Consider the following 23,114-nt stretch of genomic DNA (forward strand, 5'->3'; position numbering starts at 1 on the left):
CGGCCGTTACTTCTTGCGAAGGCGCGCGGCGAGTGTCGCCGGGGTGCTGAATTCGCACGGCCCCCGGTGCCGGGCGCCGTGCAGGCAGATCCGGCCGGTCGGCAGGTGCAGGCTGCCGCAGAACCCTGCCCTGGCGGCATCTTCGCTGAAGCCAGCGTTGTGGATCTCCAGCCGGTCAGCCAGCGACGTATCCATCGTGGAAATCACCGCACCTCTCCCGTCCCGGTGATCGAGTGAAGCCTGGCGGCAGCCCAACACCCGGATCGGCGCCGCCCTGCCGAGATGCTCAAATGAGATGCGTCGTTGCACTAGGAGTCATGGTGAGCCCCGATTGCCCGATTGGGCAAGGGGTTCGCCCGGATCCATGCCCATCCCGCTACCGGTGGCCGCAGCGGTGCGTCCGGGGCCACCGGTACGCGATCGCCCGGGTGGGGAGATCGCGGCCGTCGGGATTTTTGCGGTAGGGGTCACTTCCTGTGAAGGCTGGGATACGCTGCGGCTTGACTGGCTTAGGTCGAGTAAGGCGATGACCCGCACCGCGGGCCGCAGGGGGGCTTCGGCCGGTTCGGTAAGGACGCACAGCGGCCTCGGCGTGCCGTGCGTTCTCGACTGCACTGCTTCCGGGCGAGGGAGGCCTGGTTTTCGGTCCGTAGAGCCGGTCTCCGCGTCGGGAATCCCATGGCAGCAACCAGATCGCCGCTTCTGCCCAGATCGTGGGCGCCGCGTCGCCAAGCCTCGTCGGTGCTCGTCGGAGCGGTCCTGGCCTGTCTCATCGCCAACGTCACCGGCCACGGCTCGCCGCATTCCACCCGGACAGGTCTGCTTCCCGATCGGTATCAGGCGGGCGAATGTCTGATCGATCAGGCGGAAGCACCTGCGGTGGCATACGCGGTTAACGGAGGCCGGCTCTGCGCAGTTCAGGAACCACACGGGGGATGACGCGATGACCGACACTGTGCACCAGGCGCCGGACGACGCCCGGGTGATTGCGCCCGTAACCACCGCAGCCCGCGACGCCGGTTCGTCGCCGCACCTGATCGGCCAGCTGCCCGACATCGTCATCGAGGCGCTGACCGCCTGGCAGAACCGGGCCCTCGACGCCGTCTGGCCGGTGATCTATGTCGAGGAGCTGCCGGTGCGGATCGGCGCCGGTCAGGCCGTGGCCACCACGATGTACGTCGTCAGCGGGGTGGACTGTGCCGGGGCCGAACACGTGCTCGGTCTGTGGCCGGCGCCCGGTGCGGACGAGTCCGTGCCGTTCTGGACGCGGGTACTCGGCCAAGTGACCGCGCGCGGGGTGGGCGACGTGTGCCTGGTCAGCTGCGACGGTGTCGCCGGGCTCGCCGATGCCGTCGGGCTGACCTGGCCGCGCGCCATCTGCCAGACCCGGGTCCTGGGTCTGATCCGGACCTCGCGACAGTACGGGCCGCGACGGAGTTGGGCGGCGGTCAGCGCCGCACTGCAGCCGGTCTACACCGCGCCCGACGAGGCATCGGCCGCGGCGGCGCTGGACGCATTCGCCGGCCGGTTCGGCCAGCGCTACCCGGCCCTGGTCCGGCTCTGGCGCGTGCACTGGGCAGCGCTCGCGCCGTTCCTGGCGCTCCCGATGGGTGTCCGCCACCTCGTCTACACGACGCCGCTGCTGGATTACGTCGATGTCCGGCTGCGCGCGGTCGCCGATGACCAGGGTCCGTTCCCGTCGGTCCAGGCCGCGGTCGAGGCCCTTTACCTTGCCGTCCGCGACGTCGAGGAGGCGGACCGCCCCCGCACAGTCGTGGACATCGAGCAGCGCGGCGCGCTTCGGGCCGTGGGGACCTACTTCGACGGGCGGCTTCCCACCAAGTAGGGCCCGCCCTGAGAGAGTGGTCCTGTGCAGGTCTCCATGCTGGGTCCGCTCGTCGTCACCGAGGACGGCCGGCCGCTCGAGGTCGGCGGCGTCCGGCTGCGCGCGCTGATGATCCGGCTCGCCCTGGACGCGGGCAGCATCGTGGCGACCCGGTCCCTGGTCGACGCGCTGTGGGGATCGGCGCCACCGGCCGACGAGGCCAATGCCCTGCAATCGTTGGTATCCCGGCTGCGCCGGATCCTCCCGGACCGGTCGGCGATCGCCTCCACCGGCGGTGGATACCGGCTCGTGCTACCGGTCGACGACGTCGACGCCCGCCACTTCGAGCGGCTGGCCCGCCATGGCCGCCGGCAACTCGACGCCGGCGAACCGCGCGCCGCGAGCGAGACCCTGTTCTCGGCGCTGCAGCTATGGCGCGGTCCGGCGCTGACCGACGCCGGCGACGCACCGTTCGTCGCCGCGGCCGCCGCCCGGCTCGAGGAGCTGCGGCTGACCGCCCGCGAGGACCGGATCGACGCCGACATCGCGCTCGGACGTCACGCGGCGGTCGTCGGGGAACTCGAGAGTCTCGCCGCCGAATATCCGCTGCGGGAGCGGCTGCGCGCCGCGTTGGTCACCGCGCTGTACGCCGTCGGGCGCCAGGCAGATGCCCTGACGACGTACGAGCAGACCCGGCGGATGCTCGCCGACGAGCTCGGTGTCGACCCTGGGCCGCAACTGCAGGCCGCCTACCTCGCCGTGTTGCGGGGCGAGCCCGCCGCGAAGCACCCCGAGCAGCCGACTCCCGTGGCACCACGTCACAACCTGCGGTCGCCACTGACGAGTTTCGTCGGACGGGACGAGGAGGTTGAGCGGATCGGCAAGCTGCTGGGTGACAGCCGGCTGATCACCCTGGTCGGGCCGGGCGGCGGCGGCAAGACCCGGCTGGCCGCCGAAACCGGTGCACGGGCGGGTGAAGCGATGCACCACGGGGTGTGGATGGTCGAGCTTGCCTCGGTCACCGACCCGGGCGACGTGCCCCAGGCCGTTCTCGGCGCGCTCGGGCCCCGCGACTCGACCCTGCTCGACCTCCGCCGGCAGGGCACGTCCCGCGATGTGATGAGTGGCCTGCTCGACTCCCTCGTCGATGCGCAGGCGCTGCTGATCCTCGACAACTGCGAACACGTGATCGACGCGGCGGCCACCCTCGCCGACCAGTTGCTCGGCCGTTGCCCCGACCTGCGCATCCTGGCCACCAGCCGGGAGCCGCTGGCCATCGTGGGAGAGACGCTGCTTCCGGTCACGCCCCTCGCTCGGCCGGCCGTCGGCGGCTCCGTCGTCGACGCCATGGCGAGCCCCGCAGTCCGGTTGTTCTCCGACCGCGCGGCGGCCGTCGCCCCGGGATTCGCCGTCGAACCCGACAACGTCGAGGCGGTGATCGAGATCTGTCGCCGGCTCGACGGCCTCCCCCTGGCGATCGAGCTCGCCGCGGCCCGGCTGCGGTCGATGTCGGTGCAGCAGATCGCCGCCCGTCTCGGTGACCGCTTCCGGCTGCTGACCGGCGGGAGCCGGACGGCTGTTCCCCGGCATCGCACGCTGCGGGCCGTCGTCGAGTGGAGCTGGGACCTGCTGAGCGACCCGGAGCGCAGGCTCGCGAGCCGGCTCGCGGTGTTTCCGGCCGGTACGACGGTCGAGAGCGCCGAGGCGGTGAGCGCCGACGTCGTACCGGCGGGGCAGGTGCCGGACCTGCTCGCCGCTCTCGTCGACAGATCCTTGCTGCTCCTCGTCGACGGTGACCCGCCGCGCTATCGCATGCTCGAGACGATCCGGGAGTTCGGCGCCGAGCGGCTCGCCGACGAGGGCTCGATCGCCGATGTGCAGGCCCGGCACGCAGGCTACTTCCGGGACCTCGCGGAGACCGCCGACCCGTTCCTCCGCGGCGCGGATCAGCTGCCGTGGCTCGCCCGGCTCAGCATGGAGCGGGAAAACCTCCTGGCCGCACTGCGCTACGCGATCGACGCGCAGGACGCGGCGACGGCGATCCGCCTCGGCGCTGCACTCAGCTGGTTCTGGACGCTCCGTGGCAGTCATGGGGAGGCTGCCAGCTGGCTCGAGATGGCGCTCGCGGTGCCGGGTGAGTCGCCGACCGAAGAGCGGGCGGTGGCCGCGACGGTGCAGGCGATCAGCGCGATGGCCGTCGGGCAGCAGGACCGGAGCCGGGAAACGGCGATCGAGATGCTGGAGAGTTTTCCCGATTTCGATGCCCGCAACCGGCATCCGGTGCTGAGCCTCGTCGAGCCGGGCATGGCGATGCTCGCCGAAGACATCCCGCGTGCGCTCCGCACGATCGAACGCGGGCTGGCCAACCCGGACCGGTGGACCAACGCGACGCTGCGGATGCTCCGGGGCTTCATCGCCGAAAACCAGGGCGATGTCGCTCAGATGGTGGTCGACCTGACCGATGCGGCCAGGGCGTTCGACGAGATCGGCGAGCGGTGGGGCCTCAGCAACTCGGTGGCCGCCCTGGCCAACCAATACATGAACGAGGGCGACCTGGACAGGTCGTTGGCGGAGTACCAGCGCGCGCTCCGGTTGATGACCGAGCTCAACGCCCAGAACGACAGGAGCTTCATGCAGGTCCGCATCGCCATGGTGCGGGCCCGCCGAGGCGAGATGGAAGAGGCGAAAGCCGAGCTACGCCAGATTGCGGAGAGCACCCAGGAGTCCGGCAGCGGGCTGTTCGAGGCATTGGCCCAGCACGGCCTCGGCGAGATCGCACGGTTGGTCGGGGACCCGACGTTGAGCCGCACATTGACCGAAGGGGCATTGAGCCGTGTCGACCGGTCCGGTGTCGGTCCGCCCCAGGCCAAGGCGATCATGCTGGCCGGACTGGTCAGTCTCGACCTAGCCGAGGGTGATCTGGCCTCGGCCGGGGTTCGGTTGCGTGAGGCGACCGCGTTGGCAACCGCGACCCACGACATGCCCGTTGTCGCGGTGATCTTGATCGTCACCGCGGAGTGGACGCTGCGCGCCGACGGTGACGCCGTCCGGGCGGCCGAACAGTTGGGAGCGGCCACCGCCCTGCGCGGCACCGAAGATGTCGGCAATCCGGACGCACAACGGCTGTCCGGGTGGCTACGCGATCGCCTCGGCGACGACGCCTACGACGAGGCATACCGGCGCGGCAGCCGGCTGGAACGCGACGACGCGCTCGCCCTGCTCCCGCGAGGTGGGGGAGGGGACGAGCGCGTCGGCTGCGCGGGTTAGGTCAGGCCTTCCGGCGGTAGGCCCGCACCGCGAGCGGCGCGAAAACGGCCACGATGCCAACGCCCCAGGCCAGTGCCTCGAGCACCGGGACCGCCACGGCGCCCCCGAGCATGAGGTCACGGACGGCGTCGACGAGGTGGGTGATCGGGTTGATCTTGACCCACTCCTGCAGCCAGCCCGGCATGCTGGATGTCTGCACGAACATGTTGCTGCCGAAGGTGAGCGGGAACATCAGCAGGAAGCCCACGCCCTGCACCGCGCTCGGCTGGCGGAAGACCATGCCGAGGTAGACCGAGATCCAGCACATGCACAGCGCGAAGAGGATGACCAGCAGGCACGCGGCCAGCGCCGAGAGCGGATCCGTCGCCACCCGGAAGCCGAGCAGCGACCCGAATCCCATCAGGACGGCGACCGAGATCGCATAGCGGACGACCTCGCCGAGCACCGCCCCGACCAGTGGTGCTGATCGCGGGATCGGCAGGCTGCGGAACCGGTCGAAGACGCCCTTGTCGACGTCGGTGTTCAGGTTGACGCCGATACTCACCGAGGAGAAGACCACGGTCTGCACCATGATCGCCGGCAGGACGAACTCCAGGTAGTCGTGGGTCGACCCGGCGACCGCGCCACCGAAGATGTAGACGAAGAGCAGCACGAAGATGATCGGCTGCAGGGTCACATCCATCAGCTGTTCGGGCGTGCGCTTGATCTTGATGATGCTGCGCTGCGCGAGAGCGAGGCTGTGGCGCACCAGTGCCATCGGGCGCGCCGGGGTCGGGTTGGGGGTCGGACGGTTCGGCGCCTCGGTGACCGGCGGCGCGGTCAGGACACTCATGCTGCGTTCTCCTTGTCGTCTTCTTCGGTGGCCCGCCGCCCGGTGAGAGCGAAGAACACCTCGTCGAGGCTGGGCAGGCCCAGTGCAAGTTCGGTGACCGCGATTCCGTCGCGATGCAGGCGCTGTACGACGGTGGTCAGTGCGGCGTCGCCGTCGACGGCGACGCTCAGCACGCCCCGGCTCGGTGACTCCACTTCGTGGTCGGTGACCGCGAGCAGGATCGCGGCCACCTCGTCGAGCCGGCTCGGGTCGACCGGCCGGACCTGCAGGGTCTGGCCGCCGACGATCTGCTTGAGCTCGTGCGGGGTGCCGTGGGCGATGACGGTGCCGTGGTCGATCACCGAGATCTCGTCGGCAAGGGCATCGGCCTCGTCGAGGTACTGGGTGGTGAGCAGCACGGTGACCCCGTCGTCGGCGAGGTCGCGGATGATCCGCCAGACGTCGTCCCGCTTACCGGGATCGAGGCCGGTCGTCGGCTCGTCGAGGTAGATCACCGACGGCCGGCCCACGAGACTGGCCGCGAGGTCCAACCGTCGGCGCATGCCCCCCGAGTAGGTCTTGACCGGTCGGTCGGCCGCCTCGGTGAGCTCGAAGTCGGCGAGCAGCCCCCGCGCCCGGACCCGGGAGTCGGCCCGGGTCAGGTCGAGTAGCCGGCCGATCAGGACCAGATTTTCCCGCCCGGTGAGGTCCTCGTCGACCGAGGCGTACTGCCCGGTGAGGCCGATCTCTCGCCGTACCTTGTTCGCGTCACGGACGACGTCGAGACCGCCGACCGTGGCGTGGCCGGCATCCGGTTGAAGCAGCGTGGCGAGGATGCGGACCGCCGTGGTCTTGCCGGCGCCGTTCGGCCCGAGGACCCCCATCACCGCGCCCTGTGGGACGGCGAGATCGACCCCGGCCAGCGCCACGGTCTGGCCGAAGCGCTTTACGAGCCCCTCCGCCCTGATCGCGTACGTCATGTGCTTCCTCCTCGGTCGGTGCGGTGTTGACTGCACCGTGCCAAGGGCGGCTGTCAGCGCCCGCACACCTCGCTGACAGCCACTGGCAGCACGCTGGCGGCCGCTCTCCCGGGGCGACCCCGGGGATCAGAAGATCGTGAAGGGTGCCGACACGGCGACGTCGTAGGGCGTCGTGTCGTTCTTGTTCAGCGCGACCACATAGTCACCGGGCTCGACCGTCGGCGGTCCGGAGGCGTTGATGTCGCCCTGGGTCTCGGCCAGCGCCGAGGCCGGGAAGGAGACGTGGGCCACCGTGGACTTGCCGGCTCCGAGCGTGACCCTCGTGAAGCCGACCAGCCGCTGGGGCGGCACGACCACGCTGCTGACCGGCTGGCTCACGTAGACCGGCACGATGTCGGTCCCGCTCCGGGTCCCCGTGTTGGTGACGGTGAAGGTCGCCGCCGCATTGCTGTTGGCCGAAACGTGGGGTGTCACCGAGAGGTCGTGGGTGTCGAAGGTGGTGTAGGAGAGGCCGTATCCGAACGGGTACAGGGGGTTGTAGAGGTGACCGGGACCTGACCCGGTGCCCGGCAGCTGGTCGAAGAACTTCGGCTGGTCGCCCAGTGGGGAGGCCGCCGCGCCGTCGAAGTCGCCGCCCACCGTCTTCGCGTCCGACGGCCAGCTGACGGGCAGCTTTCCGCTCGGGTTGATCTTGCCGAAGATCGCGTCCGCGACCGCCCGGCCGGCTTCGGTGCTGCCCTGGTAGGCCATGAGGACGCCGTCCGCCTGCTCCGCCGACCCCAGGCCGACGGGACGGCCCGCGAGGACGACGACGATGACCGGCTTGCCCGTTCCCTCGAGCGCGGTGATCAGCGCCTGCTGGTCCGGCGGCAGCGCCGGCGCCGGGTTGTCGCCGAGGCCCTCGGCGTAGGCCTTCTCGCCGACCGCCACGACGTAGGCGCTCGCACTCCCGGCCTGAGCCAGGGCGCTGGCCTGGTCGGGCGCGGACACCGCGTGGGGATCGGCCGCCTGGATGCCCTTGAGGACCGTCGTACCCGGGGGGATCTGGTTGGCCGGCCCGGCGCAGCAGACGTGCCCGGAGCCGAAGACGCCCTGCCAGCTCACGCTCCACCCGCCGAGCTGGTTGGTCATGGAGTCCGCGCTCGGCCCGGTGACGACCACCTTCCCGGTCGGCGACAGGGGCAGCGCGTTGTTCTCGTTACGCAGCAGCGTGACCGACTCCCGGGCCGCGGCGAGCGTGCCCTGCCGGCCGGAGTTGACCGCAGCGTCGGCCGCGTGGGCGTCGAGGCACGGGGTGGAGGGGTCGTTGACGCACGGCTGGTCGAAGAGTCCGAGGTGGAACTTCAAGGTGAGGATCCGGCGTACGGCCTGGTCGATCCGCGCACGGGAGATCTTCCCGGTCCGGACGTCCAGCAGGGCCGCCGTCTGCCACTGGTCCGGCGCGAAGACCTCCATGCTCATGTCGACGCCGGCGTTGACCGCCTTGGCGATGGCGCCGGCAAGATCAGGGGCCACGTGGTAGGCGCTCTGCAGCGCGGGCACGTCCTGGTAGTCGCTGATGACGACGCCCTGGAAACCCATCTGCTTGCGCAGGATGTCCGTGAGCAGATAGTGCGACGCGGTAGCCGGTACGCCGTTGATCGACCCGGAGTCGACCATGACGCTGTCAGCGTTGGCGTCGATCCCGCCGGCGTAGGACGGGAGGATCATGCTCTGCAGGTAGCTGAGCGGGAGCAGCGCCTCGTTGCGATCGTGCCCGTTGACCGCCTGCGAGTAGCCGGCGAAGTGCTTGACGGTCGCCGCGACGCCCAGCTTCCCGGCACCGGCCGGTGCCTGGAGGCCCTGCACGTTGGCCCCGCCCATGGCCGCCGTCAGCGCCGGCTCCTCGCCCCAGGTCTCGTAGGTCCGGCCCCAGCGGTTGTCCCGCGACAGGTCCTGCACCGGGGCGAACGCCCAGTTCCACCCGGTCGCCTGCAGGGCCTTGGCGGTCGCGGCGCCGCCGGCCCGGGCCGCCGCCGGGTCCCAGGTGGCTCCCATCCCGATCGACTGCGGGTAGAGCGGCGCCTGCCACGGGTGGCCGAAGCCGTGCACCGCGTCGACGCCGAAGATCAGGGGGATGTGCAGCCGCGAGTTCTTGATCGCGTACTGCTGGATGATGTTGTATTCGTTGGCCCAGTCGAAGCCCGTATTGCCGGGGCCACCCTTGCCGGTGGTGTCGATCGGGTTATTTGTGCCTCCGGCGAGAATCGAGCCGGCGTGCTGGTCGATCAATATCTTCTGCATGCATGCGGGATTGGGCAGGTTGAAGCCGTTGTCACCGCAGGTCGCGCTGTTGGAGTCGGTCAGGGTAGTGACCAGCTGCTGGTCCATCTGCCCGACCTTTTCCGGAAGTGTCATAGCGTTGACCAAGGCGTCGACCCGGGTGCCGACCGATAGGTGGGGGTTGAGCCACGGCTGTTTCGCGTGAGCGGCGCTTCCGTCGCCCTGGCTGGCGAGCGACGGCACCGCGAATGCCAACGCACCGACGACCGCCACCGCCGCGAGTGACGCGGTTGTTCTTCCTCGGGCCCGACCACCGAAAAACGCACCGGCCATTGCGCGACCTCCTCAGGTCGTTAGCGGATCAGCCTCAGTCGTTGCCTTTACTGTCGAAACAGAAAGCAGGAGCGCTCGGGAGAGAAGTGTTTTCACAACCGACGCGGGAGTGTATGCCCGCGCTTTTTCCCCGGTCAATAGCGGCTATATAACGGAATGGCGACCACGCGCGCCGAAAATAACGACTGGCGTCTTACGTGTGACAGCGCTCCCCATCGGTGGCCCCCGGCGGCCGGGGAGCGCGCCGACATCGGACGTGCTACTCGCAAAACTCGGCCGGATTTGCGAGTAGAGCGTCCGATGATCGGCGCAGGCGTCGCCGTCGCCGGCCGTCCGGGGCGATGATGCCGGTCGAGATGCTGGCTCGCCGGGAAGAGTGGCCCGGATCTCGACGCGCCCGGATCTGCGCCGGATCTGCGCCCGGACCGCGAGGACCCCGGTCGACCCGGCACGATGGCTCAGTGAGGAGAATTCGGCCGCCGGTCTGGCTGACCCGCGGCGTGGGCCTGGTGATCTTCGCCCTGGTGGTGGAGTACCTGGTCCTGCCGCAGCTCGCCGGTGCCCGAAAGGCGCTGCACCTGCTCGTCCGGGTCCATCCCGGGTACGTCGTCGTCGGCATCGCTCTCGAGGTGTTGTCGCTGTGTGCCTACGCGGCACTGACCCGGGTCGTGCTTCCCCGCACCGGCCGGCCGTCGTGGTGGACCCTGTTCCGCATCGACGTGACCTCACTCGGGGTCAGCCACGTCGTGCCCGGCGGCTCGGCGACGGCCGCGGCCCTGCGGCTGCGGCTGCTCATCAGCGCTGGAGTCCGGGGGCCCGACGCCCTGATCGGCATCACCGTGCAGGGCATCGGGTCGGCGGTGGTGCTCAACGTGATGCTCCTGATCGGGCTGCTGGTGACCATCGCCATCCAGGGCGCCAACCTGCTCTACGCCCTGGGCGCACTGCTCGGCGTCCTGCTGCTACTCGGCGCGGGGGCGATGGTCTTCGCGCTCACCTTCGGCCGGGAGGGGTCGGTCCGCTTCGTCCGGACCGCCGCCACGCACCTTCCGGTGGTGACCCCGGACATGGCCGAGCGAGCCCTCCGCAAGGTCGCCGAGCAGTTGCGGATCCTCGGGAGCGACCGGGAGCGGCTCACCGCGGCGATCTGCTGGGCCACCGTCAACTGGCTCCTCGACGCGGCGTCGCTGTGGGTCTTCGTCCTCGCGTTCGGCCATCTGACCACCCCGGGCGGGCTGCTGGTCGCCTTCGGCCTGGCCAACGTGGTCGCCGTACTGCCCATCACCCCCGGTGGCCTGGGAATCGTCGAGGGCGTGCTCGTCCCGACCCTGGTGGGCTTCGGTACGCCGCGGGGCATCGCGATCCTCGGCGTGGTGAGCTACCGCCTGGTGAACTTCTGGCTGCCCATCCCGGCTTCGGCGTTGACCTACCTGTCGCTGCGCGCCGGTGTACTGCGGCACGAGCACCCCGGCAATCGTCCGTGGCGGCTTCCGCATGTGCTCGCCGCGGCGCGTGCGCGCCACTGGTTCGGCGGACACGTAACCGACGAACCCGCACCCGGCGAGCTATCCGCCACGGACGAAACCGCGAAGGAGTAACCGCTGGTCGCCGAGCCGCCACCGTCGGAAGTGGTCGGTGACCGGTCCGGCCGAATCGATTGACAGCCGGGTCGGCCCACGTCATCGTGCCTGTGACGCAGGTTGTGGATCATCGGGAAGGCCTGCGGCCTGGGGGGTTCACATGAAGCGACGCATCATCGTCGGCCTCGGTGCGGTGGCTCTCGGAGTGGGCGCGGTCGCGGCTCCCGCCTCCGCCGCCTCGACTTCGACCTCGGCGGCGGCGACGCCCGCCAAGCCGGTCGTCGTCGTCAGCGGGCTGAACAATCCGCGCCAGCTCGCCTGGGGCCCGCACGGCCTCCTGGTGGCCGAGGCTGGGCGCGGCTCGCTGCATCCCGGCAAGAACAACTGCTTCGCGGGTCCGGAGGGTCAGACCTGCGTCGGGGCCACCGGCTCGGTCAGCCTGATCGCGCAGCCCGGCCTCACTTACAACGCCAGGCCGCACCGGATCGTCACCGGACTGTTGTCGGGCGCTGCACCGGACGGTGGTTCGGCCACCGGCTCGGACGGAGTCGACGCCCAGAACGGCTCGGTTCTGATCCAGCAGACCTACTTCCCGGTCCAGCTTCCGCACGGACTCCCGGCGTGGCAGAACGGAAAGCTGCTCGCAGCAAGGCACGGCCGGCTCAGCAGCGTGGCCAACATCGCCAAGGTCGAGCTGACCCGCAACCCGGACGGCCTCCAGGTCGACTCCGATCCCTATGCCGTGCTCGCCCTCGGCAGGCACAGCTCGCTGACCGCCGACGCGGCGGCCAACGACCTGATCCTCGTCCGCAACGGGAAGGCCCGGCCGTTCACCGTGTTCCCGCTGCACGGCTGCGGCGGCCACCGCGACCCCAACGGGTGTGACCAGGAGTCGGTGCCGACTTCGCTGGCCCGGGGCCCGGGCAACGCGATCTACGTCGGCGAGCTCGCCCACTTCGAACCCGGCGAGGCGCGGGTGTGGAAGGTCTCCGCGACCACCGGAAAGATCCTGGGCTACTACGGCAAGGGCGGCACGATCTGCCCGAGCGACCAGACCGGCTTCACCACCGTCACCGGCGTGCAGTTCGGCCGCGACGGCAGTCTCTACGTGAGCGAACTCCTCGGCGGCGCCAACGGTCAGGGCGACATCGTGAAGATCGCCCCCGACTGCACCCGCACCAGCATGGCGGTGCCGCTCCCGGCCGGCCTCGCGCTCGATCGGCACAACAACGTCTACGTGTCAGCCTTCAGCCTCTCGGACACCGACGGTGCCGTTCCGCAGCCTGGTGCGCCTGCTCTTCCGCCCGGTCAGGTGTGGCGGGTGCGCTTCTGACCCGCCCCGATCAGCCGGTCAGCCAGGCTGATTTCGACGCGCTGTACGGCGAGCTACGCCACGCCAATCCTTGGGGAGACCAGGATCGTCGCGGTGCGCTGAACCACCTGACGCCGGCCCGGGTGCTGGCAGCCGTGCAGCGGGTGACCGCAGGCCGCACGGTCAGCATGAGCGCCACGATCGGAACCCACGCCGCAGCAGACGATCCCGAGCATGCGGTGCACACCATGACCGGCACCGGGGTCGAGGTGTTCGAGAACGACTCGCAGGGACTGAACTTCGCCACCGATCACATCGAGATGAACGTGCACGGCAACGCGAACAGCCATCTCGACGCCCTCTGCCACGTCATCTACCGCGAGCAGCTCTACAACGGCGTACCGGCGACGGCGGTCACCTCCACCGGCGCGGACGCCCTCGACGTCGACGACGACCAGAACGGGATCGTCGGCCGCGGCGTACTCCTGGACATTCCGCGGCTACGTGGTGAGCGGTGGCTCGAGCCGGGCGACCACGTCTACGCCGACGACCTGATTGCGGCCGAGCGGGAGCAGCACGTCACGGTCGGCCCCGGCGACCTGCTGTTCGTCCGGCTGGGGCACCGGCGCCGCAGGGAGGAGCTCGGGCCTTGGGATGTCGCCGCCTCCCGGGCCGGGCTACACCCCAGCGCGATGCCGCTGCTCGCCGAACGCCAGATCGCGCTGATGGGCAGCGACACCAACAGCGATGCCGCGCCGAGCAGCACGGCGGGTGTCGACTTCCCGATCCACGTGCTGGCCATCAACGCCTTGGGGATCCAGCTGCTGGACTACCTCGACCTCGATGAGCTCGCCCAGGCCTGTGCGCACCGCGACGACTGGTCGTTTCTCAGCGTGATCGCCCCGCTCCGGCTCCCCGAGGCGACCGGCTCGCCGGTCAACCCGATCGCGATCCTGTGAGGCGCCGACGCCTGCCCATCCGCCGCGTCGGCGAAACGTCGTAAGTTGGAGGCATGGCAGTCGTCGGTCGGGCGCCGCAGCGTACGCGGGGAGGTCGGTAGGCGATGGCCCGCGACTTCTCGGCGGTCGGGCGGGTCGGTGTCCTCACCGAACCCACCCGTGGCGGCACCGGCCCCGGCGAGGTGTTGATCAAGATCCGCGGGGGTTCCGAAACCTACCTGGCCTGGTCCGACGAACCGCTGCCGAAGGGGGCAAACGTCCTGGTCATCGAATCCCGGGGTGCGCGCGCCGTCGACGTCACCCCGTGGTTCGACGCCCCTGGACTGTCCACCGCCGTTCCCGATTAGGAGACCTCAATGTTCGGCTATCACGTTCCGGCGCCCGACCAGGCGATGCTGATCTCTGGTGGGCAACACTCCGAGGGCGGTACGCCGTTCCGCGTCGTCACCGGCCACGGGACCTTCGTCCTGCCCTTCTTCCGCAAGGTCCGCTTCCTGACTCTCGCGATGTGTGAGGCCGAGGTCGCCGAGGCCTGTGTCACCAAGCAGGGGATCGCGCTCAACGTGCGGGCGGTCATCGCCTTCAAGGTCGGCAACGACGACGAGAGCATCGTCAACGCCGGGCAGCGTTTCCTCTCCGACCAGAACCAGATGTCGGTGCTCACCGGCCGGATCTTCTCCGGTCACCTGCGGTCGATCGTCGGGTCGATGACCGTGGAGGAGATCGTCACCGAGCGGCAGAAACTTGCGACCGAGGTCCTGGACGGCTCCAAGGCCGAGATGGCCAAGATCGGTCTGAGCGTCGACGCGCTGCAGATCCAGTCGATCGACGACATGAAGCTCGGCTATATCGCGGCGATGGCCGCGCCGCACAACGCTGCGATCCAGCGGCAGGCGCAGATCGCGCAGGCGCAGGCGAATCAGGCCGCCGCGGAGGCAGAACAGCAGTCGCAGCGCGCACAGGCGGAATACGCCCGGCAGACGGCGATCGTGCAGGCGCAGTACAAGGCCGAGGTCGACCGCGCGCAGGCCGAGGCGGCGCAGGCTGGGCCGCTCACCCAGGCGCAGACGCAGCGGGAGGTCATCGCCGCGCAGACCGAGCTCGCCCAGCGGGAGGCCGAACTCCGCCAGCAGGAACTGGTCGCCGAGGTGGTCAAGCCCGCGCTCGCGGAGGCCGAGCGGGTCCGGGTCCTCGCCCAGGCCGACGCGGAGAAGATGCGGATCCAGGCCGAGGCCGCGGCGTCCAACAACCGGGTCGCGCTCGACCGCATGCTTATCGACCAGCTACCCCTGATCGTCAAGGAGGCGGCGCAGGGGCTCAGCGGTGCCAACGTCAACATCCTCAACGGGGCCGACGGCCTCGGCGAGATCGCTTCCGGGCTGGTCGGTCAGGGCATGTCCATCCTCGACTCGATCAAGAAGGGGATGGGCGAGCAGCCGCCGGCGGACGCCGACGTCGGTCGGGCCCAGCGTGAACTCGAGTCCTCGCCCGAACGCCGTTCCGACGAGTCCGACGTGGCCTGACCGTCCGACGTCAGCATGCTGATCCGGCCCACGGAGCTCGAGGCGATCCGTCGCGGCGACATCGACCTCGGCTATCGGTTGTGGGATCGTCCGCGCCTTCTCGTCGGGACCAAGATGCGCACCCGCGTCGGGCTCGTCGAGGTGACGTCGGTCGACCAGGTCGAGCCGGACAGCATCACCGACCTCGACGCGGTTCGGGCCGGCGCGGCCTCGCGCGTCGACCTGTTCGCCCGTCTCGGCGACCGTCCGGGCCGGGCGATCTACCGCGTCGGGCTGCGTTACGCGGGAGCTGACCCGCGGGTCGCGCTCCGCGAGGTCGCCGACCTCACCGGCGAGGAGCGCGCCGACCTCCTCGACCGTCTGGCCCGGTTCGACAAGGCCGCTCCGCGCGGGCCCTGGACCGGCGCGACCCTGGAGATCATCAACCGGCGCCCGGAGGTCCGCGCGCCCGACCTCGCCGCGGAACTCGGTTACGAGACCGTCGTCTTCAAGCGGAACGTCCGCAAGCTCAAGGAACTCGGCCTCACCGAATCGCTCAGCGTCGGATACCGGCTCTCGCCGCGTGGGCGCGCCCTGACCGGTCTGTCGTAGGGCCGTTCGTCAGCGCAGGCCTGCGAAAAGGTCGTCCTCGGGGAGCGGCGCGTCGGTGTTGTCCTGGACGCGGACGAAGGTCTCCATACCCATGAGCTCGGTGAACCTCTCCTTGCCCATCCGCAGGAAAACGATGTTGTCGCTCTGGCTGGCGTGGGCGGCGAGTGCGTCGTACTTCTGACCGCCGAATTCGGTGGTGTCCACCCACGTGGTGATCTGCTCGTCCGGAAGCCCGATCTCCATCTCGGGCTCCTGATGCGAATGATCCCCAGGCGAATCGTCCCCGTGCGAGTGATCCCCGTGCGAGTGATTCTCGTGCGAGTGATCCTCGTGCGAGTGATCGGGCTCGTCCCACTCCATGCCGTACTCACGCATGAGCTGACCGAACTTCTGAATCATCGATCGGGGTGCCGTCGTCCAGTACACCTTGGCCGGGATGCCCGTCGATGCCACCGCGGCCATCGTCACGCGGTGCGCCTGGATGTGGTCGGGATGGCCGTAGAAGCCGTTCTCGTCGTAGGTCACGACGACGTCTGGCCGGTAGCGGCGCATCAGATCGGCGAGCCGGGCCGCCGCCTCGTCGACCGGTGTCGTCCAGAACGAACCCGGCGCGTCGTTGTTCTCCCAGCCCATCATCCCGGAGTCGGCATAGCCGAGCATCTCCAGATCGCCGACCTTCAACGCCGCGCAGCTCGCCTCGAGCTCACTGCGGCGCATGGCGACGACCGCGTCCCGGTCATGACCGGGCTCGCCCGGCTTGACCCCGCCCGGGCCGTCGCCGGCCGCGCCGTCCGTGCAGACCACGAGCACGGTCTCGATGCCCTCCGCCGCATATCGCGCCAGGATGCCGCCGGTTCCCGTCGCTTCGTCGTCGGGATGAGCGTGCACGGCCATCAGCGTCAGAGGCCGGTCGGTCGGGTGCCCGTTTGTCATGGACCCAGCCTACGAGGCGCGTCATCCCGCCCCGTCGGGTCGGTGTCGGGCAGCCTGTCCGGTGTGACGACGGGGACGGTACGGCGATTGCTGCCGCTTTACGTCGTGGTCTTCGTCGGCTTCGTCGGCTACAGCCTCATGATCACGGTTTTCACGCCACTTCTGCTGACCGACAACGGGGGCATATTGCCGGCGTCGGCGTCTCATGCGCAGCGGTCCTTGCTGCTCGGGGTGCTGCTGTCGGTCTATCCCCTGGGGCAGTTTCTGGGCGCCCCGGTGCTGGGCGCCTTGTCCGACCGATGGGGTCGGCGTCCCGTGCTCATCGCCACGCTGACGGTCGCCACCGCAGTCTACGTGTCGGTCGGCGCGGCGCTGCTGATAAGCAACCTCGTCCTGCTGGTGATCTGCACGTTCGTCGGAGGGCTGTTCGAGGCGAACATCTCGATCGCGCAGAGCTCGCTGGCCGACGTCACGTCATCCGCCGACCGGAGCCGGCTGTTCGGCTACGTCTACCTGAGCTCGAGCCTGGCGTACGTCGTCGGGCCGCTCGTAGGAGGTCCACTTGCCGACGACCAGGTGGTCAGCTGGTTCACGCCAGCGACTCCGTTCTTCGCGGTGGCGGTGCTGCTGGCGCTGACCCTCGGAGCAGTCGCGAGATGGCTGCCCGAGACCCACCGCCCCACCGCCGCGGGGCGGCCCCGGTCGAACGTCGGCACCCTGACCGCGGCGTTCACCGAGCGGCGGTTTCGCCGGATCTACCTGACCAACGTCTTGTTCTACCTGGCGATCTTCGGCTTCTTCCGGGTCTACCCGCTCTACCTCGTCGACCGGTTCGCGTTGGGCGTCACCCGCGAGTCGGAGTTCATCGCGTGGGTCGCGGTGCCCATCGTCGTCGCCAATCTGTGGCTGCTCCGGTCGTTGCTGCGCCGGTTCACCGCGCACGCACTCATCGTCGCGGCGGGCACCCTCACCGGCGTCGCCATGATCGTCGTTCCGCTACCGGGCATCCTGAACCTCCTCTGGGTCACCCTCGGGTTGACCGCTCTGGGCCTGGCGATCGTGCTGCCGCTCTGCGCGAGCACCCTGTCCGAGGCGGCCGGCGCCGACGAGCAGGGACACGTCCTCGGCGCCAACCAATCCCTGCAGGTGGGTGCGGAGGCCGTCTCCGGCCTGGCCGGCGGGGCGCTCGCCGCCGTGGTGAGCGCGCTGCCGCTGCTCGTCTTCGGCGGAATCGCGCTGGTGGCAAGCACACTCGCCTCGACCCGTCCCCGTAATGGCAGAACTCACGCGAGAGCAACTCCTCGGCTACCGTGGTGGCACCGGCCGAGGTCGGGCATTTGAGGTTGTGAGAGGCGGTCGTGCGATGCGTCCCGATATCAGACCTGGCGGCACCTTCCCTGATTACGCTCTCCCGGATCACACCGGCACGGTGCGTACTCTCAGCGAGATCCAGGGCCGCGATCCGCTTATCCTCACGCTGGCGCGGGGCAACTACTGCCCCAAAGAGCACCAGCAGCACCTCGAGTTGGCGGCCAACTACTCGAAGGTAGCGGTGGGCTACACCCAGATCGCGACGATCGCCACCGACGACCATCACACCCTGCAAGAGTTCCGCGCGTCGGTGGGCGCCCAGTGGCCCTTCCTGTCCGATCCCGGCCGCACCGTCCAGCAGGACCTCGACATCCAGGAATACACCGACCCCGACCACAACCCGATGATCCCGCACACCTTGGTGCTCAAGCCGGGGCTGGTCGTTCACAGCATCTACAACGGGTACTGGTTCTTCGGGCGCCCGTCGTTCAACGACCTGTGGCATGACGTGCGTTCCGCCACTAGCGAGATCCGCCCGGACTGGGATCTGAGCGCTGCTGGGCTTCGCGAAGCCTGGGACGCAGGCGACTACTCGCACTTTCACGGGTGGGACCGGCGGTCCCCCGAGTCGACACCGACATCGTATGAGTGACACGGCCGGTGGCCGGCAAGCGTGCGGGAGTGACTAACGCAGTGAGCACACCGGTTTGCGAGATGCTTGGGATTGAACAGCCGATCGTCCAGGCGCCCATGGCCGCCATTCCGCGGCTGGCCGCCGCGGTCTCGAACGCCGGTGCGCTCGGCATGGTGACGCTGACCTGGTCCGCTGACACCGGGGCGGTCATTCGTGAGACAGCGGCGCTGACCGCGCGGCCGTTCGGCGGCAACTTCGTTCTCACCGAGGATCACCACCGCCGCCTCGACCAGGCCCTCGAAGCCGGCTTGCGGATCGTCTCGTTCATCTGGGGGGATGCCGGCGAATACGTCGAGTCGGTGCACGACGCCGGGGGAGTCGTCATGCTCACGGTCGGCAGTGCCGAGGAAGCACGGCGGGCCGTCGCGTCCGGTGTGGACGTGGTCGTCGCGCAGGGCTGGGAGGCCGGCGGCCACGTGTGGAGTCGCGTCGCGACGCTGCCGTTGGTGCCCGCCGTGGTCGACGCGGTGGCGCCGGTGCCGGTGATCGCGGCCGGCGGGATCGGTGACGCCCGCGGAGTCGCCGCGGTGCTCGCCCTCGGAGCACAGGCCGCATGGCTCGGCACGCGATTCCTGCTGGCCGAGGAGATGCCGATCCACGAGGACTACCGGCGCCGGCTGATGGCCGCGGCCGAGACCGATCCCCAGTGGTATCCCAACCTGTACGAGGTCGGGTGGCCCGACTCTCCGCACCGCGCGCTCAGCAACTCGACGGCGAAGGCGTGGGAAGCTGCGGGCCGCCCCCCGCCCGGGCAGCGGCCGGGAGAGGGCGACGTCATCGCGCACTTCGACTCCGGCGAATCAATCGTTCGCTACGAGCCGGCACCACCGATGGCCGGGACGACGGGTGACATCGAAGCGCTCTCGATGTGGGCCGGACAGGGTATTGCGCTCGCGAAACGGTCACAGTCGGCGGCCGAAATCGTCACCGAGCTCACCTCCCGGCTGTAACGACCCGCGCTGTTGCGCCGGCGTAGGCTCGCCGGATGGACACCGGTGTGGGCTTCTTCGCAACGCACGACGCCGTCGACCCGGGCTCGCTGGCCCGGCTGGTCGAGCAGCGGGGACACGAGTCGCTCTTCTTCGCCGAGCACACGCACATCCCGGCCAGTCGGGCGACGCCCTATGCGGGCGGCGGCGAACTGCCGCGCAAGTACCTGCACACCTACGACCTCTTCGTCACGCTCACCGCGGCCGCAGCCACGACCACCAGATTGCGGGTAGGCAGCGGAGTGTGTCTCGTCATCGAGCGCGACCCGATCATCACCGCGAAGGAGGTCGCGAGCGTCGACGTCCTGTCCGGCGGCCGAGTCGAATTCGGTGTCGGCGCCGGCTGGAACCGCGAGGAGATGGCCAACCACGGCACCGACCCACGTACCCGGATGGCGCTGCTGGACGAGCGGATGCGGGCCATGAAGGCGATCTGGACCGAGGACGAGGCGAGCTTCCACGGAAAGTACGTGGACTTCGACCGGATCTGGTCGTGGCCGAAGCCGGCACAGCGGCCCTATCCTCCGGTGCTCGTCGGTGGTGCCGGTCCTACGGTCGAGGACCGGGTGCTCGCCTTCGGCGACGCGTGGTTCCCCAACCATTCGCCCGACGTCATCGGGCGCGGGGCTGCGCTTCGCGCGCGGGCCGACCGCCCGATCGATCTCATGGTGATGGGCGTGCCGCCGGACGCGAAGGTCATCGAGCACTATGAGTCCGCCGGCTTCCGCCGCGTCGTGCACTGGTTGCCCTCCGCGGGGCTCGGCCCGGTCGAACGCGCACTCGACTACTACGAGTCGGCGATCGCCGAGGTCTACGGAGAGTGACCCGCGCGGGTTGAGAACCGCCGTCCGCGGGTGAGCGGATAGCAGAGCAGACCGATCAGCAGCGCGCTGAGGTGACCGATGTCGGTGACCGTGCCGTGCCAGATCACCGGCGGGATCAGCAGGGCCAGCCCGCCGGCCAGGTAGATCCACCGCCACGGATAGGGAATGCGGTAGGTGAGCACGGCGCATAGCGCGACCAGGGCGTAGCTGACGCCGACGTCGACGTCGTCGGCGAGGCGGGGATCGGCGGCATGCTCACTGAGGTCGGCGGCGAGGTCGCCGACGCTGATCAGGGTCGCTCCCACGTGCCCGACGACCGCGATGATCAGCCAGCGCCCGGTGCCGAGCCAGTGCTCGGCGGGGGCGAGCAGCGCCGTGAACAGCACGGCGTAGACGGCCAGCGACGCCGCGTCGGTCCACAGCGCACTCGCCAGCAACACCTGGACCGGGTCGCGGCCGAGGTTGTGCAGGTTGGTGCTCCAGGTGACGAGCAGATGTTGCTGGGCAGCGGGCCGCAGGTTGACGAGCACCGTGGTCGTCCCGGCGAGAAGCGTCAGCCAGAGGTAGGTGGCGGGGGCCCGGCGTATCCAATCGACGACCACCAGCTGCCGGCGTCGGCGTACCGTCTGTTCGGCCATCTCACCCGGGGGTGCCCTATCGGGGCACGACCCGGAAGCGGCGATGGGACAGGCTCGGGAGTTTGGCCCGCACCGTGTCCAGCCGTTCCGTGCTCAACTGCGCGGAGGCCACTGCCGGCTCTTCACCTGCGTTGGCCCGGACCACACCCATCGGGTCGACGATCATGCTGTGCCCGCTGCATCGCGGCGCGGTCTGCCCGGCCCCGACGACGTAGACGGTGTTTTCGATCGCGCGGGCGCGCAGCAGGGTGCTCCAGTGGTCCTCCTTCGCGGGTCCGCTGGCCCACGCGGCGGGGACCAGCAGTGCCTGCGCGCCGGCGTCGACCAGGAACCGGGCCTGCTCGGGGAATCGCAGGTCATAGCAGGTCATGACGCCGAAAGAGAGACCGCCCACGGTGAAGACGAGCGGGTCGGCATGGTCGGCTGGGCGGACCCGCAGCGACTCCTGGTAGCCGAAGGCATCGTAGAGGTGCAGCTTGCGGTAGACCCCGATCCGCTCGCCGCGTCCGTCGACCGCGAGGACGGTGTTGGAGACCCGGTCGTCATCGGTCAGCCGTTCGGTCATCCCGGCGACGATGGTCAACCCGGTCTCGGCGGCCAGGGCGGCCACCTCCGTGGCGAAGGCTCCGTCGAGCGTCTCGGCGATGCCGGACAGGTCCGCGGCCGGGTCCGGTGAGGTGAACATCGAATCTTCCGGGGCGACCATGAGGGCCGCACCCTGCTCGACGGCGGCGAGCGCACCATCGTGCAGCGCCTTGAGGTTGGCGTCCTTGTCGGTGCCGGCAGCGAACTGGGCGACGGCGACGGTAACGGGCATACGTCGATGATATCGCCGGGGGAGGGTCAGACGGCCTCCGCGGTGCCCGGTCCCTCCCGGTTGAGAAAGATGTCGTCGACGCCGAGCACATCCGCCATCCCGGTCAGCTCGAGGATCCGCTGGACCGGGCCGGTGATACCGGCGAGGGTCAGGCCGCCGCCCTCCCGCTGCAGGGCGGCATGCGCCTTGAGCAGGACATTGAGCCCGGAGCAGTCACAGAACTCGAGTCGGGAAATGTCGATCGTGACGTCTCGACAGCCGCTGTCACGCAGCGCCGCCAGATTCTCCTCGAGGAGCGGCGCGCTGCACAGATCGAGGTCCCCGCGGAGTTGCACCTGGCAACCATCCACATCGACGACGACCGTCAACTCGAGCAACGTCATCTCGATCGGCCTTCGGGCCGCAACGTCGGAAGATCCCACCTGGTAGCTCCTCCCGATGATCTACCGGACGCGTCCGACCGCGGCGAGGACACACGTGGACGAGGTCGGTGGCCGGTGCGCGCGGCACGAACGGCTGACTTCCCAACCGACGTCGAGAGACTACTGCGCGCAGCCTGTAAGGCAAAGAGGCCAGACAGGTGACGGGATGTATGTCACAGGTCGGACCGGTGATCCACGGTGAACGGCATCTAGCGCCCGGCGCGCCGCGCACGTACAGTCTCCCCTGGTTGGGAAGTCAGCCGCACAGGCCACCCATCGGCGCCGACACGCGGTCATCCCGACTCCATCGGACCCCTCAGGCTGCGCGTCTCCGGCCGTTTCGCTCTTGGGGGGGACCACGGCATGGCACCGCCTACACCGCAACGGACCCGTGCGCGGCCGACCGCCGCATCCAGCCATCCCGACGCCGGACCGCTCCTGTCCTGGTCGGTGACCACCAGCGGGCCGAGTGCGCGGCTCGCAGTGGCCGGCGAACTCACACCAATGACGGCCGACCGCCTGCACGAAGCCCTCGACTGGTTGCGCCTCGCCGGTCACGGGCAGATCACCGTGGACCTCGGCGGAGTCAGTGCCTGCACGACCGCCGGGCTCGACGCTCTGATCTCCGTCCTGCGCCGGGTGGTGACCACATCCGTGGGCTCGCTCGTGCTCACCAATCCCAGTCGGGCCGTACGCCGGCTGCTCGGCCTCGGCGACAACACCGTCATGCAGGACCAGGCGCCACAAGCTCCCCACGAGGGACAGGTTTGGCGCTTTCCGTCCGAACCGGCATAGACGGACGGATTAGCAATGCTGTCCTGGGCTGGAGCGCCCCCGTACCCGCCGGTGGACCGATTCGACGGGACCTCGCTGGGTAGTGGGGGAGGGACACAGTCCAGTGAAGAAACGAGGTGCGCGCGGGTGACTACCAGTCCGCTGCGCGAGGTTGCCGACGTCGATGATTCCGCAGCCCCCGACGAGGTGGCCGTCGACGTGATCGACCATGCCGAGTGGAACCGCGAACACCGTGGTGAGAACGACGT

Annotated in this window: 21 protein-coding genes; 13 read left to right on the plus strand and 8 right to left on the minus strand. The window is 69.6% G+C overall.

Features of this window, described 5'->3' with window-relative positions; all coding sequences use genetic code 11:
• Nucleotides 1–6: 6 nt before the first annotated feature.
• Entirely contained in the window at nt 7–207 is a 201-nt protein-coding gene (locus VGH85_19645) for a hypothetical protein (GenBank protein HEY2176023.1), read from the minus strand.
• A gap of 736 nt (nt 208–943) precedes the next feature.
• Here VGH85_19645 and VGH85_19650 point away from each other — a divergent pair.
• Nucleotides 944–1,846 (plus strand): transposase, encoded by a 903-nt coding sequence (locus VGH85_19650; GenBank protein ID HEY2176024.1) that lies wholly within the window; start codon nt 944–946, stop codon nt 1,844–1,846.
• Nucleotides 1,847–1,870: 24 nt separating this feature from the next.
• Nucleotides 1,871–5,092 carry a BTAD domain-containing putative transcriptional regulator gene (locus tag VGH85_19655; protein HEY2176025.1) on the plus strand — a complete coding sequence of 1,074 codons (3,222 nt, stop codon included), beginning with the start codon at nt 1,871–1,873 and terminating at the stop codon, nt 5,090–5,092.
• A 1-nt stretch (nt 5,093) separates the two neighbouring features.
• Here the strand turns inward: VGH85_19655 and VGH85_19660 are convergent, their stop codons facing one another.
• The 3 genes from VGH85_19660 to VGH85_19670 all read right to left on the minus strand — a co-directional run bounded on the left by VGH85_19660 (nt 5,094) and on the right by VGH85_19670 (nt 9,478).
• The gene (locus VGH85_19660; GenBank protein ID HEY2176026.1) at nt 5,094–5,924 is read right to left on the minus strand and encodes an ABC transporter permease; all 831 of its coding nucleotides are present in this window, start codon (nt 5,922–5,924) and stop codon (nt 5,094–5,096) included.
• A complete protein-coding gene (locus VGH85_19665) occupies nt 5,921–6,883 on the minus strand; it encodes an ATP-binding cassette domain-containing protein (protein HEY2176027.1) in 963 nt (320 codons plus the stop codon). The genes VGH85_19660 and VGH85_19665 overlap by 4 nt, the downstream gene beginning before the upstream one ends.
• 126 nt (nt 6,884–7,009) lie before the next feature.
• A complete protein-coding gene (locus tag VGH85_19670) occupies nt 7,010–9,478 on the minus strand; it encodes a glycoside hydrolase family 3 N-terminal domain-containing protein (protein ID HEY2176028.1) in 2,469 nt (822 codons plus the stop codon).
• A 461-nt stretch (nt 9,479–9,939) separates the two neighbouring features.
• Here VGH85_19670 and VGH85_19675 point away from each other — a divergent pair, with 461 nt between their 5' ends.
• From VGH85_19675 to VGH85_19700, 6 genes are all read left to right on the plus strand, one after another.
• Nucleotides 9,940–11,076: a YbhN family protein gene (locus VGH85_19675; GenBank protein ID HEY2176029.1), complete on the plus strand. Its 1,137-nt coding sequence runs from the start codon at nt 9,940–9,942 to the stop codon at nt 11,074–11,076.
• Nucleotides 11,077–11,218: 142 nt separating this feature from the next.
• Nucleotides 11,219–12,391 carry a ScyD/ScyE family protein gene (locus tag VGH85_19680; GenBank protein HEY2176030.1) on the plus strand — a complete coding sequence of 391 codons (1,173 nt, stop codon included), beginning with the start codon at nt 11,219–11,221 and terminating at the stop codon, nt 12,389–12,391.
• Nucleotides 12,373–13,329, plus strand: a complete 957-nt coding sequence (locus VGH85_19685) for a cyclase family protein (protein ID HEY2176031.1) — start codon at nt 12,373–12,375, stop codon at nt 13,327–13,329. The genes VGH85_19680 and VGH85_19685 overlap by 19 nt, the downstream gene beginning before the upstream one ends.
• 104 nt (nt 13,330–13,433) lie before the next feature.
• Nucleotides 13,434–13,676, plus strand: a complete 243-nt coding sequence (locus tag VGH85_19690; GenBank protein HEY2176032.1) for a hypothetical protein — start codon at nt 13,434–13,436, stop codon at nt 13,674–13,676.
• Nucleotides 13,677–13,685: 9 nt separating this feature from the next.
• Nucleotides 13,686–14,852, plus strand: a complete 1,167-nt coding sequence (locus tag VGH85_19695) for an SPFH domain-containing protein (GenBank protein HEY2176033.1) — start codon at nt 13,686–13,688, stop codon at nt 14,850–14,852.
• Between the two features lie 15 nt (nt 14,853–14,867).
• Complete coding sequence (locus tag VGH85_19700) at nt 14,868–15,443, plus strand: hypothetical protein (GenBank protein ID HEY2176034.1); 576 nt, start codon at nt 14,868–14,870, stop codon at nt 15,441–15,443.
• A 9-nt stretch (nt 15,444–15,452) separates the two neighbouring features.
• On the opposite strand, the gene VGH85_19705 is transcribed toward VGH85_19700, so the two are convergent.
• On the minus strand, nt 15,453–16,376 hold the full coding sequence (locus VGH85_19705; protein HEY2176035.1) for a PIG-L family deacetylase: 924 nt from the start codon (nt 16,374–16,376) through the stop codon (nt 15,453–15,455).
• A 63-nt stretch (nt 16,377–16,439) separates the two neighbouring features.
• Between VGH85_19705 and VGH85_19710 the strand changes: the two genes are divergently transcribed.
• The 4 genes from VGH85_19710 (at nt 16,440) to VGH85_19725 (ending at nt 20,194) form a co-directional block, all read left to right on the plus strand.
• Nucleotides 16,440–17,717: an MFS transporter gene (locus VGH85_19710; protein ID HEY2176036.1), complete on the plus strand. Its 1,278-nt coding sequence runs from the start codon at nt 16,440–16,442 to the stop codon at nt 17,715–17,717.
• A 22-nt stretch (nt 17,718–17,739) separates the two neighbouring features.
• A complete protein-coding gene (locus VGH85_19715; GenBank protein ID HEY2176037.1) occupies nt 17,740–18,339 on the plus strand; it encodes a redoxin domain-containing protein in 600 nt (199 codons plus the stop codon).
• A gap of 62 nt (nt 18,340–18,401) precedes the next feature.
• On the plus strand, nt 18,402–19,331 hold the full coding sequence (locus tag VGH85_19720) for a nitronate monooxygenase (GenBank protein HEY2176038.1): 930 nt from the start codon (nt 18,402–18,404) through the stop codon (nt 19,329–19,331).
• A gap of 35 nt (nt 19,332–19,366) precedes the next feature.
• Nucleotides 19,367–20,194, plus strand: coding sequence for an LLM class F420-dependent oxidoreductase (locus VGH85_19725; protein HEY2176039.1), 828 nt, complete (start codon nt 19,367–19,369; stop codon nt 20,192–20,194).
• Here VGH85_19725 and VGH85_19730 read toward each other — a convergent pair.
• From VGH85_19730 to VGH85_19740, 3 genes are read right to left on the minus strand one after another with little or no spacing between them, the layout of a single operon-like run.
• The gene (locus VGH85_19730; GenBank protein ID HEY2176040.1) at nt 20,182–20,832 is read right to left on the minus strand and encodes a rhomboid-like protein; all 651 of its coding nucleotides are present in this window, start codon (nt 20,830–20,832) and stop codon (nt 20,182–20,184) included. The two genes, VGH85_19725 and VGH85_19730, sit on opposite strands and share 13 nt — an antisense overlap.
• Before the next feature lie 16 nt (nt 20,833–20,848).
• Nucleotides 20,849–21,649: a carbon-nitrogen hydrolase family protein gene (locus VGH85_19735; GenBank protein ID HEY2176041.1), complete on the minus strand. Its 801-nt coding sequence runs from the start codon at nt 21,647–21,649 to the stop codon at nt 20,849–20,851.
• A 26-nt stretch (nt 21,650–21,675) separates the two neighbouring features.
• Nucleotides 21,676–22,032, minus strand: a complete 357-nt coding sequence (locus VGH85_19740; protein ID HEY2176042.1) for an STAS domain-containing protein — start codon at nt 22,030–22,032, stop codon at nt 21,676–21,678.
• Between the two features lie 402 nt (nt 22,033–22,434).
• On the opposite strand from VGH85_19740, the gene VGH85_19745 reads away from it, so the two are divergent.
• Nucleotides 22,435–22,866, plus strand: a complete 432-nt coding sequence (locus VGH85_19745; GenBank protein ID HEY2176043.1) for an STAS domain-containing protein — start codon at nt 22,435–22,437, stop codon at nt 22,864–22,866.
• Nucleotides 22,867–23,114: the final 248 nt, after the last annotated feature.

This window comes from Mycobacteriales bacterium, assembly GCA_036497565.1.
Taxonomy (GTDB): Bacteria; Actinomycetota; Actinomycetes; order Mycobacteriales; family QHCD01; genus DASXJE01.